The sequence below is a fragment of the Halomonas sp. ANAO-440 genome (genome assembly GCF_019915905.1).
In the GTDB taxonomy this organism is placed as follows: domain Bacteria; phylum Pseudomonadota; class Gammaproteobacteria; order Pseudomonadales; family Halomonadaceae; genus Halomonas; species Halomonas chromatireducens.
The window spans coordinates 120,256-138,238 of the sequence record NZ_JAHXBV010000020.1; the positions used below are offsets into that span (position 1 = coordinate 120,256).

At 66.2% G+C, this 17,983-nt stretch carries 17 protein-coding genes; 7 read left to right on the forward strand and 10 right to left on the reverse strand.

The annotated features are described in order from the left end of the window. The first annotated feature begins 24 nt into the window (after positions 1-24). Together KZO25_RS14500 and KZO25_RS14505 are read left to right on the forward strand one after the other, a co-directional pair. Positions 25-1,080 carry a TRAP transporter substrate-binding protein gene (locus KZO25_RS14500; protein WP_223137537.1) on the forward strand — a complete coding sequence of 352 codons (1,056 nt, stop codon included), beginning with the start codon at positions 25-27 and terminating at the stop codon, positions 1,078-1,080. Between the two features lie 165 nt (positions 1,081-1,245). Next, entirely contained in the window at positions 1,246-1,680 is a 435-nt protein-coding gene (locus KZO25_RS14505; RefSeq protein WP_066445830.1) for a hypothetical protein, read from the forward strand. 57 nt (positions 1,681-1,737) lie between these two features. Here KZO25_RS14505 and KZO25_RS14510 read toward each other — a convergent pair whose 3' ends face one another. Beyond that, the gene (locus KZO25_RS14510) at positions 1,738-2,667 is read right to left on the reverse strand and encodes a LysR family transcriptional regulator (protein WP_223137498.1); all 930 of its coding nucleotides are present in this window, start codon (positions 2,665-2,667) and stop codon (positions 1,738-1,740) included. Positions 2,668-2,790: 123 nt separating this feature from the next. Here KZO25_RS14510 and KZO25_RS14515 point away from each other — a divergent pair, with 123 nt between their 5' ends. Beyond that, positions 2,791-4,284: an aldehyde dehydrogenase family protein gene (locus tag KZO25_RS14515; protein WP_223137499.1), complete on the forward strand. Its 1,494-nt coding sequence runs from the start codon at positions 2,791-2,793 to the stop codon at positions 4,282-4,284. Between the two features lie 39 nt (positions 4,285-4,323). Then, positions 4,324-5,604, forward strand: a complete 1,281-nt coding sequence (locus tag KZO25_RS14520) for an NAD(P)/FAD-dependent oxidoreductase (protein WP_223137500.1) — start codon at positions 4,324-4,326, stop codon at positions 5,602-5,604. A gap of 11 nt (positions 5,605-5,615) precedes the next feature. On the opposite strand, the gene KZO25_RS14525 is transcribed toward KZO25_RS14520, so the two are convergent. Next, positions 5,616-6,416, reverse strand: coding sequence for a helix-turn-helix transcriptional regulator (locus tag KZO25_RS14525; RefSeq protein ID WP_262489034.1), 801 nt, complete (start codon positions 6,414-6,416; stop codon positions 5,616-5,618). Between the two features lie 97 nt (positions 6,417-6,513). Between KZO25_RS14525 and KZO25_RS14530 the strand changes: the two genes are divergently transcribed. Together KZO25_RS14530 and KZO25_RS14535 are read left to right on the forward strand one after the other, a co-directional pair. Beyond that, on the forward strand, positions 6,514-8,235 hold the full coding sequence (locus KZO25_RS14530; protein ID WP_223137501.1) for an FAD-dependent monooxygenase: 1,722 nt from the start codon (positions 6,514-6,516) through the stop codon (positions 8,233-8,235). A gap of 2 nt (positions 8,236-8,237) precedes the next feature. Further along, positions 8,238-8,441 carry a DUF2783 domain-containing protein gene (locus tag KZO25_RS14535; protein ID WP_223137502.1) on the forward strand — a complete coding sequence of 68 codons (204 nt, stop codon included), beginning with the start codon at positions 8,238-8,240 and terminating at the stop codon, positions 8,439-8,441. Here the strand turns inward: KZO25_RS14535 and KZO25_RS14540 are convergent. Continuing rightward, positions 8,434-8,889 (reverse strand): hypothetical protein, encoded by a 456-nt coding sequence (locus KZO25_RS14540; protein ID WP_223137503.1) that lies wholly within the window; start codon positions 8,887-8,889, stop codon positions 8,434-8,436. The two genes, KZO25_RS14535 and KZO25_RS14540, sit on opposite strands and share 8 nt — an antisense overlap. Before the next feature lie 389 nt (positions 8,890-9,278). Between KZO25_RS14540 and KZO25_RS14545 the strand changes: the two genes are divergently transcribed. Then, positions 9,279-10,166, forward strand: a complete 888-nt coding sequence (locus tag KZO25_RS14545) for a DMT family transporter (RefSeq protein ID WP_223137504.1) — start codon at positions 9,279-9,281, stop codon at positions 10,164-10,166. A 51-nt stretch (positions 10,167-10,217) separates the two neighbouring features. Here KZO25_RS14545 and KZO25_RS14550 read toward each other — a convergent pair whose 3' ends face one another. From KZO25_RS14550 to KZO25_RS14580, 7 genes are all read right to left on the reverse strand, one after another. After that, on the reverse strand, positions 10,218-11,438 hold the full coding sequence (locus KZO25_RS14550) for an MFS transporter (RefSeq protein ID WP_262489035.1): 1,221 nt from the start codon (positions 11,436-11,438) through the stop codon (positions 10,218-10,220). A 2-nt stretch (positions 11,439-11,440) separates the two neighbouring features. Next, entirely contained in the window at positions 11,441-12,658 is a 1,218-nt protein-coding gene (locus KZO25_RS14555) for a multidrug effflux MFS transporter (RefSeq protein ID WP_223137505.1), read from the reverse strand. 140 nt (positions 12,659-12,798) lie between these two features. Continuing rightward, positions 12,799-13,443, reverse strand: coding sequence for a maleylacetoacetate isomerase (gene maiA, locus KZO25_RS14560; protein ID WP_223137506.1), 645 nt, complete (start codon positions 13,441-13,443; stop codon positions 12,799-12,801). Between the two features lie 19 nt (positions 13,444-13,462). Beyond that, entirely contained in the window at positions 13,463-14,482 is a 1,020-nt protein-coding gene (locus tag KZO25_RS14565) for a fumarylacetoacetate hydrolase family protein (RefSeq protein WP_223137507.1), read from the reverse strand. Positions 14,483-14,587: 105 nt separating this feature from the next. After that, positions 14,588-15,898, reverse strand: coding sequence for a homogentisate 1,2-dioxygenase (gene hmgA / locus KZO25_RS14570; RefSeq protein ID WP_223137508.1), 1,311 nt, complete (start codon positions 15,896-15,898; stop codon positions 14,588-14,590). 26 nt (positions 15,899-15,924) lie between these two features. Further along, complete coding sequence (locus tag KZO25_RS14575) at positions 15,925-16,155, reverse strand: DUF2783 domain-containing protein (protein WP_114479251.1); 231 nt, start codon at positions 16,153-16,155, stop codon at positions 15,925-15,927. Further along, positions 16,142-17,878 carry an FAD-dependent oxidoreductase gene (locus KZO25_RS14580; RefSeq protein WP_223137509.1) on the reverse strand — a complete coding sequence of 579 codons (1,737 nt, stop codon included), beginning with the start codon at positions 17,876-17,878 and terminating at the stop codon, positions 16,142-16,144. Before KZO25_RS14580 ends, KZO25_RS14575 begins: the two co-directional genes overlap by 14 nt. Positions 17,879-17,983 lie beyond the last annotated feature (105 nt).

Sequence of the window (17,983 nt, forward strand, 5' to 3'; positions counted from 1 at the left end):
GACTCACGAGGAACCATAATGAAAATGCACAAGCTCGCGACACTGACGACACTCACCGCGCTCTCTCTCGGGGCCTTCCAGGGCGCCTCCGCCACCGAGCTCACGGTCAGCACCTGGGCCGGGCCCAACCACGGCGTCAACACCATCGTCTGGCCGACCTGGGCCAGCTGGGTCGAGGAGGCCACCGAAGGCCGGGTCAGCGTCAACGTGGTGCATGACATGGGTCCGCCGGGAGCGCAGATGGAGCTGATTGCCGATGGCGTGGCCGACGTCACCTGGCTGTTCCACGGCCTGATGCCGGGGCGCTTCGAACTGACCAAGCTGCCCGAGCTGCCCACCTTCGAGGACTTCCCTTCCGAGCACGCCTCGGTGGCCTACTGGCGCACCCATAACGAGTACTTCATTGAGGCGGGCGAACATCGCGGCGTCGAGGTGATCGGCGTGGGCGTACATGGCCCGGGCGCGCTCTTCCTTGCCGAGCCGATTGAAAGCCTCGACGATCTCGACGGCAAGCGGGTGCGTATCGGCGGCGGGGTCATGGCCGATATCTCCAACGCGCTGGATCTCACTGGCGTCGCACTGCCGCCGGCGGGCACCTACGAGGCGGCCACCCAGGGCGTTGTCGATGGCGCCATGCTGACGCTGGAGGGCCTCAGGAGCTTCCGCCTCGCCGAGGTGCTGCCCAATACGGTGCAGATGCCCGGCGGCTTCTATCGCGGTAGCTTCTCGCTGGTGATGAACCCTGACACCTGGGCCTCGCTCTCGGAGGAAGACCGCGAGGCGATCGAGAGCGTCTCCGGCGAGCGTCTCTCGCGGCTGTTCGGCTACATGATGGATGTGGTCGACGTGCGCGGCATCGCGTTTGCCGAAGAGCGGGGCAATACCTTCATCGAGCTGCCGGCCGAGGAGGTGGAGCGCTTCCAGCAGATGGCAGCGGAACTGCCGGGCAAGTGGAAGGCAGAGGCAGAACAGAAGGGCGTTGACGGGGAGGCCGCCCGTGCCTATTTCCTCGAGCAGCTCGAGGTGGCCGGCGAGGAAGAAGGGCTCTCGGCCGATGAAGTGATCGATCCCGAGGCCTGAACCGGCTAGCCAGCAACCGACCTGCGAGCACGGCCAAGGCCGTGCTCGCAATCGTTCAGCTAATGGCAGGCATTCGTTTCATTTGAAACTATTTTGATCCGTGTCAATGTCGGGAAGGGGGGTGGGGACGATACTGTCGAAAATGTACCTGACGGGAGTATCCTCATGAACCACACCCCGAATGCGTCGCGTAACTCATGGTGGGATCGTCTCTGTGAGCGAACCTATCGTGCCACCACCCCTCGGCTGGTGCGCGAGATCGAGGCGGAATCGCCCGGCGCCTATAGCGAGATGCTCCAGGATCTGAAGATGCCTCTCGAGCCAGCTTTCGAACGTGAAGTCGCAAGGCATCTCGACCGTGGCGGCTATCGCGCCTTCGTTCCCGCCGATACCCTGATGCCGGCCATGCTGCAGCGTTTCGGCCTGGACAAGGCGACCGTTGCCGCGCATGTCAGCTATCCGAGCCTGCGTGGCAACTGCAACGCCTGTCCGGTGGCCGGCTACTGCTGGCACGCCATGCGCCGCGACGCCGACGTCGATGAGTGCCGCGCCTTCTGCCCCAACGCCGCGGCCTTCGATCGCCAGGCCGAGCTGACCTGAAGGCCAGGCCGATTCAACGATTCCATTCCAAATATTCCTGTTAAGTGGCTGCTGGCGCTACGCGCCGGCAGACCATTTGCCATCGGTCTCCTTGGCCTGCGCGTCGAGGTGCTCGAGGATCCACTCGATGAACCCCTTCACCTTGGCCTGTTCCGCCTTGTACTCGGGGTAGGCCAGGTAGTAGGCATCGCGACTGGTCAGCGAGAACGCCCAGGGAATGATCAACTGTCCTGCCTTCAGTTCCTCCTCTGCCAGGAAGCGTGGCACCAGCGCCACGCCGCAACCCGCCCGGGCTGCCCGTAGCGACATGGAAAACGTATCGAATCGCGGGCCGTGATAGCTGTGCTCGGTATAGGCCCCCTGGGCGGCAAACCAGTCGTGCCAGGCCTCCGGGCGGGTCGCGCTCTGCAGCAGCACCAGTTCGGTCAGCGCCAGGGGATCCCCGATCCCGCCCTCCGGCACCACCGATGGGGCGCAGACAGCCACGACTTCCTCATCGAGCAGCTTGATGCACTCGGCCTTCGGCCAGGCACCATGGCCGAAGAAGAAAGCGACATCGACGCGCTCTTCCTCGAGGTCGAAGGGCTCCATCCGGTTGCCGATGTTCAGGTAGACATTGGGATGGCGAAAACGAAAGCCATTGAGCCGGGGGATCAGCCAGCGGGCGCCAAAGGTCGGCAGCGTGGTGACGTTGAGCACCTCGCTCTGGCCGCCGTAGGACTGCATGTAGCGGGTCGACATCTCGACCTGGGCGAGGATCTTGCGCACCTCGGTCAGGTAGAGCGAGCCCTCGGGAGTAACCTGCAGGCGCTTGCGGACGCGGCGGAACAGGGGATGTTCGAGCACCGACTCGAGCTGGGCCACCTGCTTGCTGATCGCGCTCTGGGTCAGGCTCAGTTCATCGGCGGCGCGGGTGAAGCTGAGGTGGCGGGCCGAAGCCTCGAAGCACTGCATGGCGGTGAGGGTCGGCAGGTGGCGGCGGCTCATTTCAGTACCCAATCGGAAAAAAAGGAATGACCTTCGTATAAAACGTCGTTTGAGGCGGGTCAATCACGACGGCAATACTGCTTGCGATCATCATGTTCATAACGAGTCGCAGGAGGAGGAAGAATGATCGATGCCGTCATGGGGCGCCTCGGTGTGCCCGAGGCCCTGTACCGCCAAGGCGACTTCCCCGTCACCTCACCCACCGACGGCGCCGAGATCGGCCGCATCGCGCTCGAGGGCGCGGACGCGGTCGAGTCCCGTATCGCCCGAGCCCAGCAGGCCTTCGAGCAGTGGAGCCGGGTGCCGGCGCCCCGCCGCGGCGAGCTGGTCCGCCTGTTCGGCGAGCAGCTGCGTTGCCACAAGGAGGACCTCGGTACCCTGGTGACCCTGGAGTGCGGCAAGATCCTGCAGGAAGGCCTCGGCGAGGTGCAGGAGATGATCGACATCTGCGACCTGGCGGTCGGTCAGTCGCGTCAGCTCTACGGCTTGACCATCGCCTCCGAGCGCCCCGGCCACCATATGCGTGAGAGCTGGCATCCGCTGGGCCCGGTCGGCCTGATCACCGCCTTCAACTTCCCGGCCGCCCCCTGGGCCTGGAACGCTGCCCTGGCCCTGGTGTGCGGCAACAGCCTGCTGTGGAAGCCCTCCGAGAAGACCCCGCTCAGCGCCCTGGCCTGCCAGGCCCTGCTCGAGCGCGCCATGGCCGAGTTCGGCGACGAGGCCCCGGCGGATCTCAGCCAGGTCATTCTCGGCGACCGCGAGGCCGGTGAGCGCCTGGCCGACGACCCCCGCGTGCCGTTGATCAGCGCCACCGGCAGTACCCGCATGGGCCGCGAGGTCGCGCCGCGGGTTGCCGCCCGCTTCGGGCGCAGCATCCTGGAGCTCGGCGGCAATAACGCCATGATACTGGCGCCCAGCGCCGACCTGGATATGGCGGTGCGCGCGATTCTCTTCTCGGCAGTGGGTACCGCCGGCCAGCGCTGCACCACCCTGCGCCGCCTGATCGTCCATGAATCCATTCGCGACGAGGTGCTCGAGCGGGTGAAGACGGCCTATACGGGCATCAGCATCGGCGACCCCATGACGGGGAACCTCGTTGGACCGCTGATCGACGCCCAGGCCTATGACCAGATGCAGTCCGCCCTGGATCGGGCTCGTCAGCAGGGGGCCCGGGTATTCGGCGGCGATCGCCAGCTGGCCGAGACCTACCCCAACGGCTACTACGTGGCCCCGGCCATCGTCGAGGTCCCAGGCCAGGACGAGCTGGTCAAGAACGAGACCTTCGCCCCGATTCTCTACGTCATGGGCTATCGCGACTTCGACGAGGCGCTGGCGCTGAACAACGGCGTGCCCCAGGGCCTGTCGTCGTGCGTCTTCACCACCGACGTACGCGAAGCCGAGGCCTTCGTCTCCGACCAGGGCAGCGACTGCGGGATCGCCAACGTCAATATCGGCCCCAGCGGCGCCGAGATCGGCGGCGCCTTCGGCGGCGAGAAGGAGACCGGCGGTGGTCGTGAGTCGGGCTCGGATGTGTGGAAGAGCTACATGCGCCGTCAGACCAACACCGTCAACTACTCCCGCGAGCTGCCCCTGGCCCAGGGCATCCGGTTCGACTGACCCGGGCGGCGTCCACCCGGCCCAAGCATGGGAGGCACCATGAAGGAGCGCTGTCTCTGGCAATCCACCTCGCTGGAACCGCCCTTGAGCCTGGATGTGCTGCAGGGCGACCACAGCGCCGATGTGGTGGTCATCGGCGGTGGTATCACCGGGCTCAGCACCGCGCTGCACCTCGCCGAGGGCGGTGTCGACGTGGCCCTGGTCGAGTCTGGGGATATCCCCAGCGGTGGTTCGGGACGCAGCGTCGGCCTGGTCAATGCGGGGCTGTGGATTCCACCGGATGACATCATGGCGGCGCTGGGCGAGGAGGATGGCGAGCGTGCCAACGCCATTCTGGGTGCCGCCCCCGCGGACGTCTTTTCGCTGATCGAGCGACACGGCATCGACTGCCAGGCGACCCGCACGGGCACCCTGCACCTGGCCCACAATGGCAGGGGCGAGCAGGAGCTGGTGCGTCGCGCGGAACAGTTCCAGCGGCGTGGCGCTCCCGTGGAGCTACTCGAGGCAGACGCCTGCCGGGAGCGCGTGGGTACCCGGCGCATTCGCCGGGCACTGCTCGACCGGCGCGCCGGCACCCTGAACCCCACCGCCTATACCCGGGGCCTGGCGCGCGCCGCCAAGGCGGCCGGCGCTCGCCTGCATACCCACAGCGCCGTGGTTGGCGTCGCCAGGGCGGGGGATGACTGGCGGGTGACCACCGACCGCGGCAGCGTCACGGCCCCGCGGCTGGTGCTCGCCACCAACGCCTACACCGAGGATCGCTGGAACGAAGTCCGCCATCACTTCTTTCCCGGCCACTTCTTCCAGGTCGCCTCCCGGCCGCTACCCGCGGCACTCGCCGGCGACATCCTGCCCGAGCGTCAGGGCGCCTGGGATACCCGCATGGTATTGAGCAGCATGCGCTGCGACCCGGAGGGCCGGCTGATTCTCGGTAGCCTGGGCAAGGGGGAGGGGAAGCCTGCGGCGTTCCTGCGCTGCTGGGCCAACCGCATTCAGCGTCACTACTTTCCCCAGCTGGGGACTGTGGAATGGGAGTGTACCTGGACGGGACGAATCGCCTTCACGCCGGACCATACGCTGCGGCTCTTCGAACTCGCCCCCGGCGTGCTGGGGGTTTCGGGCTACAACGGCCGCGGCATCACCACCGGCACCGTGGTGGGCAAGGGCTTTGCCAGGTACCTGATCTCGGGCGATGACGCCCTGTTGCCTCTGCCGATCCGAGCCCCCCAGCCGATACGTGCCAGGTCGCTTCGAAGCGCAGGCTATGAGGGGGGCTTCACGCTCTACCACACGGGGCAGTGCCTGCGGATACTGAGCTGAGCCAGGCCCGCTCAACTCGGCCGACACAGCGCCACCAGCCGCGCCTTGGAAGGCACGCCGAGCTTGGCGTAGGCGCGCTTGCGGTAGGTCTCGGCGGTGGACAGCGCGATATCGAGTTCGGCGGCGGCGGTTTTGAGGGTGTGGCCACGCAGCAGATAGAGGCAGAGCTGGCGTTCCCGCTCGGAGAGAGGAGTCAGCACGGCGGTTTCCTGGGCGCTGGGTCGCTGGGAGAGGGAGCGGGTGCTGCCGTAGTGTCGTCGGATCAGGCTGGCCAGCAGCGGCGCAAGGCCGTCCAGGCAGGCCAGGTCATCCTCGGTGAAGGGACCCGCCGTCACGCCACAGTAGAGGTTGAGATAGTAGATGCTGTCCTGCCCCGGGATGGTCAAGGAGACCTTGTCGACCAGGTCGGGAAAGGCGAATAGATGGCTCTGATAGGCCGGCGGCATGGCCTCGGGCTGCATCGTCGTCAGCTCGGCGGCGGCGAGCTTGCCTTTATCATCGATCAGCTGCCGCAAGCGCTGGTAGTTGGGGTCCTGGCGGAACAGGCCGTCGGCGTAGAGCTGGGCCAGGCGGCCGGCGACCCGAGGCTGGCGCTCGTTGGCGGCCAGCAGGCAGTCGATCTCGTCGCTGCTGTCATAGGCGAAGATCATGCACTGCTCGATACGCACCGCCCGGCGCAGCAGGTCGAGCAGGGCCTCATCGAAGCCTTCGCTGCCCATGGCATCGACGCAGGCGGCCATCGCCGGAACCAGCGATGGCCAGCTGGATGCGTGCCTGTCTTCGCGCTTATCTGCCATGCTGGCCTCGATCATGGTTATTTCCTGTCCCCTCTTTTGCAGGACAGTGCCCCTGTCTGCTTCAGGATAGGCTGTCGTCAGGCTCGATAATAACCCTGACAGGAGAGTGAGCATGCGCCCCGCCGGAAGAGACGAACACGATTCGCTGTACTTCGATTATCCCCGTTTCCCCTTCGTGCGTCCTGCCGAGCTGGAGGGCCGCGAGGTTCGTCATCGCGTGGCCATCGTCGGCGCCGGTCCGGTGGGGGTGACCGCCGCCCTGGAACTGGCACGCCATGGCATCGCCTCGGTGGTGCTCGACGACAAGGAGAGTGTCAACGACGGCTCCCGGGCGATCTGCATCTCCCGCCACAGCCAGGAGATCCTCCAGCAGCTAGGTGTGGATAAGCGCTTCACCGACAAGGGGCTCGGCTGGACCCGCGGGCGTACCTACTTTCGCGACCGCGAGATCTACCGCTTCGAGATGCCCCACTCCGAGCAGGAGCGCTTCCTGCCCATGGTCAACCTGCAGCAGCAGTACATCGAGCAGTTCCTGATCGACAAGGCGATGGCGTCGTCGCTGATCGAGCTGCGCTGGCAGCAGGCGGTCACCGGGGTGAGCCAGGATGGCAGCGGCGTGACCCTGGAGGTCGCGACCCCCGAGGGCGACTATCGCCTGCAGAGCGACTACCTGCTGGCCGCCGACGGTGCCCGCAGCGTGGTGCGCAAGGCCTTCGGCCTCCCACTGCACGGCGAGGCCTACGAAGGGCGCTACGTGATCGCCGACGTGCGGCTGAGCTCCGACTTTCCCACCGAACGGCGCGCCTTCTTCAGCCCCTCGGTAATGCCCGATTCCACCCTGCTGGTGCACAAGCAGCCCGACGATATCTGGCGGATCGATTACCAGCTGCTGCCGGATGAGGACCCCGACAAGGCGGTGGAGGAGGCCAGTATCCGTGAGCGGGTCTGCACCATCATCGACATGCTCGGCGAAGGCGATGACTGGGAGCTGGAGTGGTGGAGTCTCTACAAGGCCTACACCCTGGCGCTGGACGACTACCGTCACGGCCGGGTGCTGTTCATCGGCGACAGCGCCCACCTGGTGCCGATCTTCGGTGTGCGCGGGCTCAACAACGGTATCGCCGATGCCGCGAATGCGGCCTGGAAACTGGCCTGGGTATTGAACGGAAGGGCACCGGATCGGCTGCTCGACAGCTACAGCCCGGAGCGGCGTGGCGCCACCCTGGACGTGTTCGCCAACGCCGGCAAGAGCACCCGCTTCATGACGCCGCCGACCCGTGGCTATCGGTTGATGCGCGATGCCGCCCTGTCGCTGGCGGTGGATAACGACTATGCCAGCGACTTCGCCGATCCCCGTCAGGTCACGCCCTACACCTACGCCGAGAGCCCCCTGACCCTGGCCGATGGCGACGACTTCGCCGCCGGGCCGATCCCCGGGGCGCCGCTGATCAACCGTCGCCTGGGCGAGGATGACTTCCTGCTCGACCATCTCGGCCGGGGCTTCACGCTGCTGCTGTTCAGCGACGATGGTTCTCTGGCGCCGGCGCGGCAGGAGCAAGTGGCCAGCCTGCAAACCTGGGAGCCTGGCCTCGACGTGCTGATCATCGGCCGTGAGGCGTCAGCCCAGGGGCTCAGCAAGACCTTGGGGGGCAGCCGGGTGGATAGCGTGGTGGATAGCCGGGCCGATAGAGAGAGCGGCGTGTTCGAGGCCTATGGCGCCGTCGATGGCACGGCCTACCTGGTACGCCCCGACCGCCATGTGGTGGCGCGCTGGAAAACCCTCGACGCCGCCGACCTCGATGCCGCACTCACGACCGCCCTGGGAGGAGAATGATCATGACCGCACCGACACTGCCTTTTGCCGACCTGGAGCAGGTCTACGAGACGTTGGCGACCACTCTGGATGCCTTGCCCGAGGAGCAGGAACGGCTGTTTCTCGCCCAGCTGGCACTGGCGCTGGCGCATCGAGTAACCGATGTGGCCCTGGTAAGGGAAGCGATCGAGGAAGCCCGGCGGGGGCTGGCGGTTGCGGCTAGTTAGCGGAGCCGCGGCTATCCGGCTCTGCTCCCCGCGCCTCGAGGGCCTCGGCATTGGGGCAGAAACGCCGGCACTCCTCCCGCGGTGCCTGGTGACGCAGGGCCAGCCAGCAGGTACCCACCTTCGAGCAGGAATTACAGGTGGTGCGCAAGGCGTGGATGATGGGGTCCTGATCAAGGTCCTCCCGGGCAAGCCCCAGGGCGCGCATCATCGCCGGCATCAGGGTATCGGTAGGCTGAAAACCCGGGATATCGCCCGCGGCCAGGCTGCGCGCCAGCGCCTGCTCCAGGGACCGGCTCATCGGTTGTGACAGGTTATGGATCAGGACACTCAGCGCTTTCGGCGCACAGCACTTGAGCTCGAGCAGGGCGCGCTGCCCCTCGAGGTAGTCACTGATGGGCTCCTGACCGGCTGACGGGCTGTCGTCGGCGGGGTGCTTGGGTGAGCTCATAGTCGCTGTTCTCTGCCGGACCAACTTTCACTATGGTCGACACGATCCATCGCCGCCTTGATCGATATCATGTTCTCGGGCAAGCGGCCGACAGGGTCGGCGGATCACCCCGAACCCACCACTCAGGCCGGGCTTGGCAGCAGTTCGGCTACCGCCTCACCGACGCGCCGGAGTCGGCCGGTGTGCTGTACGTAATAGCCCGAGCGGGACGATCTGATCAGCGTCGGGCCATCAGAGTGCGGTAGCCGTTGTCTGCTCGCCGTTTCGTCTGGTGATCCCAGGTTCCTCGGCCAGCGAATCTGGCAGATCGGCTTGGGAGAAGCGATTAATTTGCTGCCTTTTAGTTAGCCTGCTACGCTTGACGGCTCCAAGCGAGAGTCTCGCGCGACATGCCTTCACCCACTGCCACTACCTCCACTGTCGATCGGCCACTGAAAGGCATTGCCTTCATTCTCGGCGCTGGCTTGTTGTTCACCCTGCTCGACACGGGGGTCAAATGGCTAACCCAGAGCTACTCTCCCGTGCAGGTAGTCTGGGCCCGATATGCTGGCCATATGCTGGTACTGGGCGGCTATCTTCTGATGCTCGGCTGGCCGCGTTGCCGGGCCATCATGGCGTCCGTGGAGTCGTTACCCGGGCAGCTCGTGCGTGGCTTGTTGCTGCTCGCCGCCAGCACCTTCGCTTTCCTGGCTTTTCGTGAGCTGCCACTGCTTCAGGTGTATGTCATCAACTTCAGTTCACCGCTGCTGGTGACGCTGCTGGCGATCCCCTTGCTTAAGGAGCGAGTGACTCTGGCAAGCGGTGGGGCTGTCGTCGTCGGCTTCATCGGCGTAGTGATCGCGGTGGGCCCGTTGGACTGGCGTGCTCAACCAGCTGCCCTGCTGCCCTTCGGGATGGCTTTTTGCTTTGCCCTCTATCAGTTGGCCACGCGACGCTTCGGCCGTAATGATCACCCTCTCGCTTCACTCTTCTATGCAGGCCTTGCAGGCGCCTTGGCCAGCTCCCTGATCGTGCCCTTCTTCTGGACCCCTATCGCAGCCGGCCACATCCCTCTCTTCCTGTTAGTTGGGGCATTAGGCGCCGTCAGTCAGTTGATGCTTATCTTGGCCATGCGCTGTGCGCCTGCTTCTCTTGTATCGCCTTTCTTGTATCTGCAGATCGTCTGGGCGACGCTTTCCGGCTATCTGGTTTTCGGTGATATTCCACTGATCGAGACGTATCTAGGTGGAGCGCTGATCATCATGGCAGGTATTTTTCTTGCCACGCGGAAGCGATGAGCTGAGCGTCCAGGCTCGGCTGCTGGATTCCGGTGTGATGACGGCATGGCGTTATTGGTATCTTGGGGTTGAGGGGGATTCAGGCTTGGCTTGCCGCCACTGACGCAGCAGCCAGGCGAAGGCCATGCCCAACAGCAGCAGCCATACGCCGGCACCGGCCAGCAGCCACAGGCTATCGGCCAGGCGCAGTATCACCCCACCCAGGCTGACGCCCACCGACTGGCCCAGGAACAGGCAGCCGGCGAACACCGCCATGGCGGTGCCGCGGGCGGCGGGTGCCATCTGGGTGGCGTTGATCTGCAGGGTGCTGTGCATCATGTAGAAGCCCAGGCCAGCAGCGAAGGCGGCGGCTGCGGCCGCCATCGGCTGCTGGGCCATCGCCAGCCCGACGAAGCCCACCCCCATCAGCACACCGCCCCCGGCGGCCAGGCCCGGTTCGCCCAGGCGCCTGACCAGCGGCCTGGCCAGGGCGGCGAAGATCAGCCCCCCCACCCCGAACAGCGCCACCATCAGCCCGGCACGGGTCAGCGAGACCCCGAGACGCTCATAGAGGTGGCTGGCGACGAAGGCCAGGGCGCCGAAGGCGGCAATCCCCTCGAGAAACACCAGCACCAGGATGCGACGGGCCCGGGCGATCAACAGGATCTCGCGCAGCCGCGACACGAAGGCGACCCCACCCTGTTCCGACCTGGGTGGGGAGAGGCCGGGGCGGCGATGGAGCATCGTCAGCAGCAGCCCCCCGGCCAGCAGGAAGAGTAGCGTCAGCAGGAAGAACGCGGCCTGCCAGCCCAGCGTGTCGGCAAGAAAGCCGCCCGCCACCTGGCCGGTGATCAGGCCCATTACCGCGCCTGATAGCATGTGGGCCAGGGTTACCTGGCGGCTCTCATAGGGCACGTTGTCACCCACCCAGGCCATGGAGAGTGGAATGATGGCGGCGGCGGTGGCGCCGGTCAGGGTGCGAAACAGCAGCAGCATCGATAGCGACCCGGAAAGCGCCGAGCCCAGTGCACCCAGTGCGCAGGCCACCGTGGCCAGGCCGATGACCCGAAGGGTGCCGTGACGGTCGCCCAGAGGGCCGTAGGCAAGCTGCATGACGCCATAGGCGATGGCGAAGAAGGTGATGTTCTGCGCCACGTCGGCCACCGGGCGCTCGAAGGCGTACGACAGTGCCGGCAACATGGCATCGGTGACCCGCATCGACGCCATGCTGGCGAAGCCGGCCAGGGCCAGCAGCAGGATGACGAGACGGGAAGGCGGGGAGGTGTTGCTCAATGCTACAACTCCTGTGTCTGCTGCAATGCCATGGCCCGTTCGGCGGGCCGTACCAACCCCAGGAAACTGGCGACAGCGAGCAGTCCACCCAGCGCTACCACGATCGCCATGGTCAGCGAGGTGCCGTCATGCAGCTGGGCCACTGCGCCGCCGACCACGGCAGCAATTGTCATCTGTAGAAAACCGAAGAGTGAAGAGGCCGCGCCGGCGCAGTGTGGATTGGGCGCCAGTGCCCCCGACATGGTCTGTGGCATCAGAACGCCGACGCCGACCATGAACAGCACATGGGGGCCGACCACGGCCCAGGCGGCGAACACTCCTGACAGCGCCAGCGCTGCCATCAGGCACCCTCCCGCAGCGCAGACCAGCGTGGCCAGGCCGACCAGGCGCTCGCGTCCCAGACGATGGCTATAGCGGCCGCTGAGCAGGGTCCCGACGAAAAAGCCAGCGACGATCAAACTGAAGAACAGTCCATACTGGAACGGGGAGACGCCGAGGAACTCGATCAACACGAAGGACGAACCCGAGAGGTAGGCGAACAGGCCCGAGAAAGCCGCCGCGTTGGTCAGGGTATAGCCCATGAAGGTGCGTTGGCCGAGCAGCCTGCGAAAGTTGGCCAGGATGGCTTGCGGGTGGATCGACTGGCGTCGTTCCGGTGGCAGTGTTTCAGGCAGCGCCAGGATCAGCAGCGGCAGCATTGCCGCGGCATAGAACGCCAGCAGCACGAAGATCGACTGCCAGCCGAAGAACACCAGCAGCCCGGCACCGACAATAGGAGCCAGCGCCGGGGCCAGCGACATGGTGCTGGCCATGTAGGAGAGGATACGCCCGGCCTCGATGGGCCCGTAGATGTCGCGCACCGCGGCGCGGCCCAGCACCGGCCCGGTGGCGCCGCCCAGGGCCTGCAGGAAGCGCCCTGCCAGCAGCCATTCGATGCTGGGGGCGAAGGCGCAGAGCAGGCTCGCCACCAGGAACAGACTGAAGCCGAAGATCATTACCGGCTTGCGTCCGAAACGGTCGGAGAAAGGACCGCAGAACAGCTGTGCAGCGGCGAAGCCGGCCATGTAGAGGCTCAGAGTCAGCTGCACCTGGTCGGGGCCGGTATCGAGCGCCGCGGCCATGGCAGGCATGGCGGGCAGGTACATGTCGGTTGCCAGCGGGCCCAGCGCGGTCAGGGCCGCCAGGGTCACCACCGTGGCGGGGGACGTCAGCCTCAGCACATTGACCTCTTCTCGAAGGGCGCCTCGGGAGGCGAACAACGACCAGCGGGCGCCACCCTTCCCGGCTCGGCCTGAGCGGAATAGAGCGGCGCCCGTGTGTCGTTAGCCTGCTTATTGTAGCCGAAACGATCCGCGATTGCTCAGCCGGCGTCCGGCTGCTCTTCCGGGGAGGCCTGGTGGAAAGCATCGAGTGCGCGGCAGTTGGCGACGATGCGCTGGATCCGCGGGTAGGCGGAGAGGTCGCACTCGAAGCGCTCGGCGTTGAACACCTGTGGCACCAGGCAGACATCGGCGAGCGTCGGGGTGTCGCCGTGGCAGAAGTCGCCGCTGCCCGCCTCCCGGGAGAGCATCGCCTCCAGGGCGTCGAAGCCGCCGGTCACCCAGTGGCGGTACCAGGCCAGCTTGGCCTCGTCGTCCAATTTCAGTTCGCTGACCAGGTACTTGAGCACCCGCAGGTTGTTGAGCGGGTGGATCTCGCAGGCCACCAGTTGGGCCAGTGCCCGCACACGGGCCCGCTCAGCCGGCTCGAGCGGGAGCAGCGCGGGGCTGGGGTGGAGCTCGTCCAGGTACTCGCAGATCGCCAGCGACTGGGTCAGGGTGGTGCCGTCGTCGGTAACCAGCGCCGGCACCAGCCCCTGGGGGTTATGGGCACGGAAGGTCTCGCTGCGCTGTTCGCCCTTCACCAGGTTGACCGGGACCTGCTCAAAGGCCAGGCCCTTGAGGTTGAGGACGATGCGCACCCGGTAGGCTGCCGACGAGCGAAAATAGCCGTATAGCGTGGTCATGGTTGCCTCTCCCTGCCATTTACTTGGGCTGGTACTTGACCACCTGCTGGTCGATGGCGCCGAAGATGCTCTTGCCCTCGCGGTCGAACATCTCGATGCGCACCCGGTCGCCGAAGCGCATGAAGGAGGTCTTGGCCTGGCCGTGCAGGATCTGCTCCACCATGCGTACCTCGGCCAGGCAGCTGTAGCCCACGCCACCATCGGCGATCGGCTTTCCGGGGCCGCCATCGGGGTCGGGGTTGGAGACGGTGCCCGAGCCCACCACCGCGCCGGCGCCCAGGTAGCGGGTCTTGGCCGCGTGAGCGACCAGCTGCGGGAAGCTGAAGATCATGTCGGGGCCGGCTTCCGGTTCGCCGAACTTTTCGCCGTTGAAGTGTACGGTGAGCGGCAGGTGCACCTTGCCGTCCTGCCAGGCGTCGCCGAGTTCGTCAGGGGTCACCGCGATGGGCGAGAAGCTCGAGGCCGGCTTGGCCTGGAAGAAGCCGAAGCCCTTGGCCAGCTCGCCGGGGATCAGGCCGCGCAGGCTGACGTCGTTGACCAGCATGACCAGCTTGATGTGTCCGGCGGCCTGCTCGGGGGTCACCGCCATGGGCACGTCGTCGGTGATCACCGCGATCTCGCCCTCGAAGTCGATGCCGTGCTCCTCGCTGACCGCCTCGATGTCCTCTGTCGGGGCCAGGAAGCGGTCGCCGCCGCCCTGGTACATCAGCGGGTCGGTCCAGAAGGTCTCGGGCATCTCGGCATTGCGCGCCTGGCGTACCAGCTTGACGTGGTTGAGGTAGGCGGAGCCGTCGGCCCAGTGGTAGCTGCGCGGCAGCGGCGAGTGCAGCTTGCTTTGGTCGAGGTCAAAAGCGCCCTCGGCCTGGCCGTCGTTGAGCTGGACATAGCGTTGCTCCAGCTTGGGAGCGAGGCTGTCCCAGCTCTCCACCGCCTGCTGCAGGGTGGCGGCAATGTCGCTGGCACGCACGGCGCGGGTCAGGTTGCGGGAGACCACGATCAGTTCGCCGTCGCGGCCGTTCTTCAAAGTAGCGAGTTTCATCGTCGTTGGGTCCTTTCGTCAGAGGCGAGGCCCTGTGGGCCTCGTCCGTTCATTCGTCTTGTCGCTCAGGGCGCTTTTATCGCGCTCAGGGCTGTCTATATCCGCTCAAGGCTGTTCCGGATCGAAGTGCGAACGCAGGGTCGACCAGACATCGACGTAGTCGCGCTGACGGATCTCGGCATCCAGTGCCGCCTCGGTCGGATGGTAGACGTAGCGGCTCTCGAACATGAAGGCCAGGGTATCGCCCTGATGCTGGGGCGCAAGCTCGGCGTTCGATGCCTTCTCGAAGGTATCGGCGTCGGGGCCGTGGGGCGACATGCAGTTGTGCAGGCTGGCGCCGCCGGGCAGGAAGCCCTCGGCCTTGGCGTCGTACTCGCCGTGGATCAGGCCCATGAACTCGCTCATCAGGTTGCGATGGAAGTAGGGCGGGCGGAAGGTGTTCTCGGCCACCATCCAGCGCGGCGGGAAGATCACGAAGTCCAGGTTGGCCATTCCCGGGGTGTCGGAGGCCGAGGTCAGCACGGTGAAGATCGACGGGTCCGGGTGGTCGAAGCTCACCGTGTTGATGGTGTTGAAGTGGGCCAGGTCGTACTTGTAGGGCGCGTAGTTGCCGTGCCAGGCCACCACGTCCAGCGGCGAGTGGTCGAGCCGGGTCGCCCAGAAACGACCGGAGAACTTGGCCACCAGCTCGTACTCGCCTTCGAGATCTTCGTAGCTCGCCACGGGGCTCTGGAAGTCGCGGGGGTTGGCCAGGCCGTTGGCGCCGATGGGGCCGAGGCCGGGCAGTTCCAGCGGGCTGCCGTAGTTCTCGCAGATGTAGCCGCGGGCGGCGTCTGAGCCTTCCGCCAGGCGCACCTGGAACTTGATGCCGCGGGGAATCACCGCGATCTCGCCGCCCTTGACCTGAAGCTCGCCCAGCTCGGTGCGCAGGCGCAGGGTGCCCAGCTGCGGAACGATCAGCAGCTCGCCGTCGGCGTTGTAGAAGAAGCGCTCGGTCATGTCCCGGTTGAAGGCGTAGACATGCACGCCGCAGCCGGCCTGGGTGCCGGCATCGCCGTTGACTGCGATGCTCAACAGGCCGTCGACAAAATCGGTGGGCTCGGCGGGCACGGGCAACGGGTCCCAGCGCATCTGATTGGGATCGGCGGCGGGCTTGGCCAGCGGTGCCGTGGCCACGCCTTCTACGGTGAGCGGGCGGTAGGCGCTCTGTACCACCGAGGGACGGATGCGATAGAGCCAGCTGCGCAGGTTCTGGTGGCGCGGGGCGGTGAAGGCCGAGCCGGTGTACTGCTCGGCGTAGAGCCCATAGGCACAGCGCTGGGGCGAGTTCTGGCCGATTGGCAGGGCGCCGGGCAGCGCCTCGGTGGAGAAATGGTTGCGAAAGCCGCTCTGGTACTCAAGCGTCTCGGTCGTCATGGGGAGTATCCTCGTCATCCGTGCTGTTATTGTTGCCGGGCTTCGGTCTCGGTGGCTCTGGGCTCGGCGGCCTGGGTGGCGATCTCCAGTGCCTCTTCGAGCACCTGCTGGTCGCCGATATGGTTGGCCAGCAGCAGGATCAGCCGGGCGTTGATGCGTTCGCTCTGCGCCTCGTCGCGTTCACGGTGCGCCTCGGTCAGCGCGGCGTAGAAGGCGTCCGGGTCGGTGAAGTTGGGGTTGAGTTCAAGCCGTGGCATGGCGGCCTCCCTGATGGTCGGGGCGATCTTCGGAAACGGCGGCAAGGTTGGCGCCCAGGGCGCGGTCCATCGCGGCACCCACCGCCCTGGCCGAGACCTCGGGCCAGCGGGCGGTCACGTGCTGGTCGGGCCGCAGCAGGTAGCCGGCGCCGGCCGTGAGGCCATAGCGCTCCCCGATCAGGTTCTCGGCGTCCTCGACCGTCACGCTGCGGGGCAGCTCGGAGAGGGCGTGAGGCGTGGGTCCGACGATGACCAGGTCGAGGTCGTCGCGCTCATCCAGCAGCGACTGCAGTTCGGCCTTCAGGCTCTCGGCCCGGGCGCTGTCGACGCGACCATCGAGCAGCAGCACGAAGCGGTTGCCCAGCTGGTTGAGCAGCCAGGCGCTCTGCCCGGCGAGTCGGATCGGCGCATCCTTGGCCGGGCTGCCGGGGCGCAGCTCAAGCGGGAAACCTTCGCCGCCGGTGTCGTTGAGCGGCGAACCGTCGTAGCGGCAGGGCACCGACAGCCGGCCGCTGTTCACCAGGCTGCGGGCGAAGGGGTAGTGCTCGGCCAGTTCCAGGGTGGTGTCGCGGAACACGCGGCTGATGCGGCTCTTGGGCGTGATGAAGTCGGTGGCGCGGGTCGAGTTGAGGATGTTCTCGGCGGCACCGTGCTGGCGCTCGTCGTTGTAGGTCTCAAGCAGCGCCTCGGGGGCCCGGCCCCTGAGTACCCGGGCCAGTTTCCAGGCCAGGTTCTCGGTGCTCTGCAGCGCACCGTTGGCGCCACGGGCGCCGAAGGGCGAGACCTGGTGGGCGGCATCGCCCATGAAGAACACCCGGTTGTGAATATAGTCGTCCATCTTGCGGCAGCGGAAGGTGTAGACGCTGGCCCACTCCAGTTCGAACTCCACGTCCTCGCCGAGCATCGCCTGCACGCGGGGGCGGATGTTCTCCTCCTTCTTCTCCTCTTCCGGGTCGGCGTCCCAGCCCAGCTGGAAGTCGATGCGCCAGACGTTGTCCGGCTGCTTGTGCAGCAGCACCGACTGGTTGGGGTGGAAGGGCGGGTCGAACCAGAACCAGCGCTCGGTGGGGAAGTCCGCCTTCATGATCACGTCGGCGATCAGGAAGTGGTCCTGGAAGATCTGGCCGCGGCTCTCCAGGCCCAGCATGTCGCGGATCTTGCTGTTGGCACCGTCGGCCACCAGCAGGTAGTCGCAGGAGAGGCGGTAGTCGCCGTCCTCGGTGCTGACCACGATTTCGCTGCGCTCGGGTCGGCTGTCTACCTCGATGACCTTGTGCTTCCAGCGCAGTTCGATGAGGTCGGAGAGTTCGTCTGCCCGGTCGACCAGGTACTCCTCGAAGTAGTACTGCTGCAGGTTGATGAAGGCCGGCATGCGGTGGCCCTCCTCCGGCAGCAGGTTGAAGTCATATACCTCGCGTTCCTGGAAGAACACGCGGCCATGCTGCCAGGTCACGCCCTTGTCGATCATCGGCTGGCCGCAGCCCAGGCGATCGAGGATCTCCAGGGTACGCTTGGCGAAGCAGATCGCCCGGGAGCCGACGCTGACGGTATTGTTGTCGTCCAGCACGACGCTGGCGATGCCCTGCTGGGCCAGGTCGATGGCCATGGCCAGGCCGGTGGGGCCGGCGCCCACGATCACTACCGGGCAGTGGCGTACGTCATCGCGGTCGAGTTCCGGTGGGCGTCGATACGGGTAGACGGGATTCTTGTAGGTGGTTGGCATGGCTCCTCCGACCGCGACTGTTTCCGGCGGCAGGCCTGTGCGAGGGCGCGGTGGACCCTCCCTGGGCGCTACCGATTCCTTCCCTGGAATCGGGCCCTCGTCAGG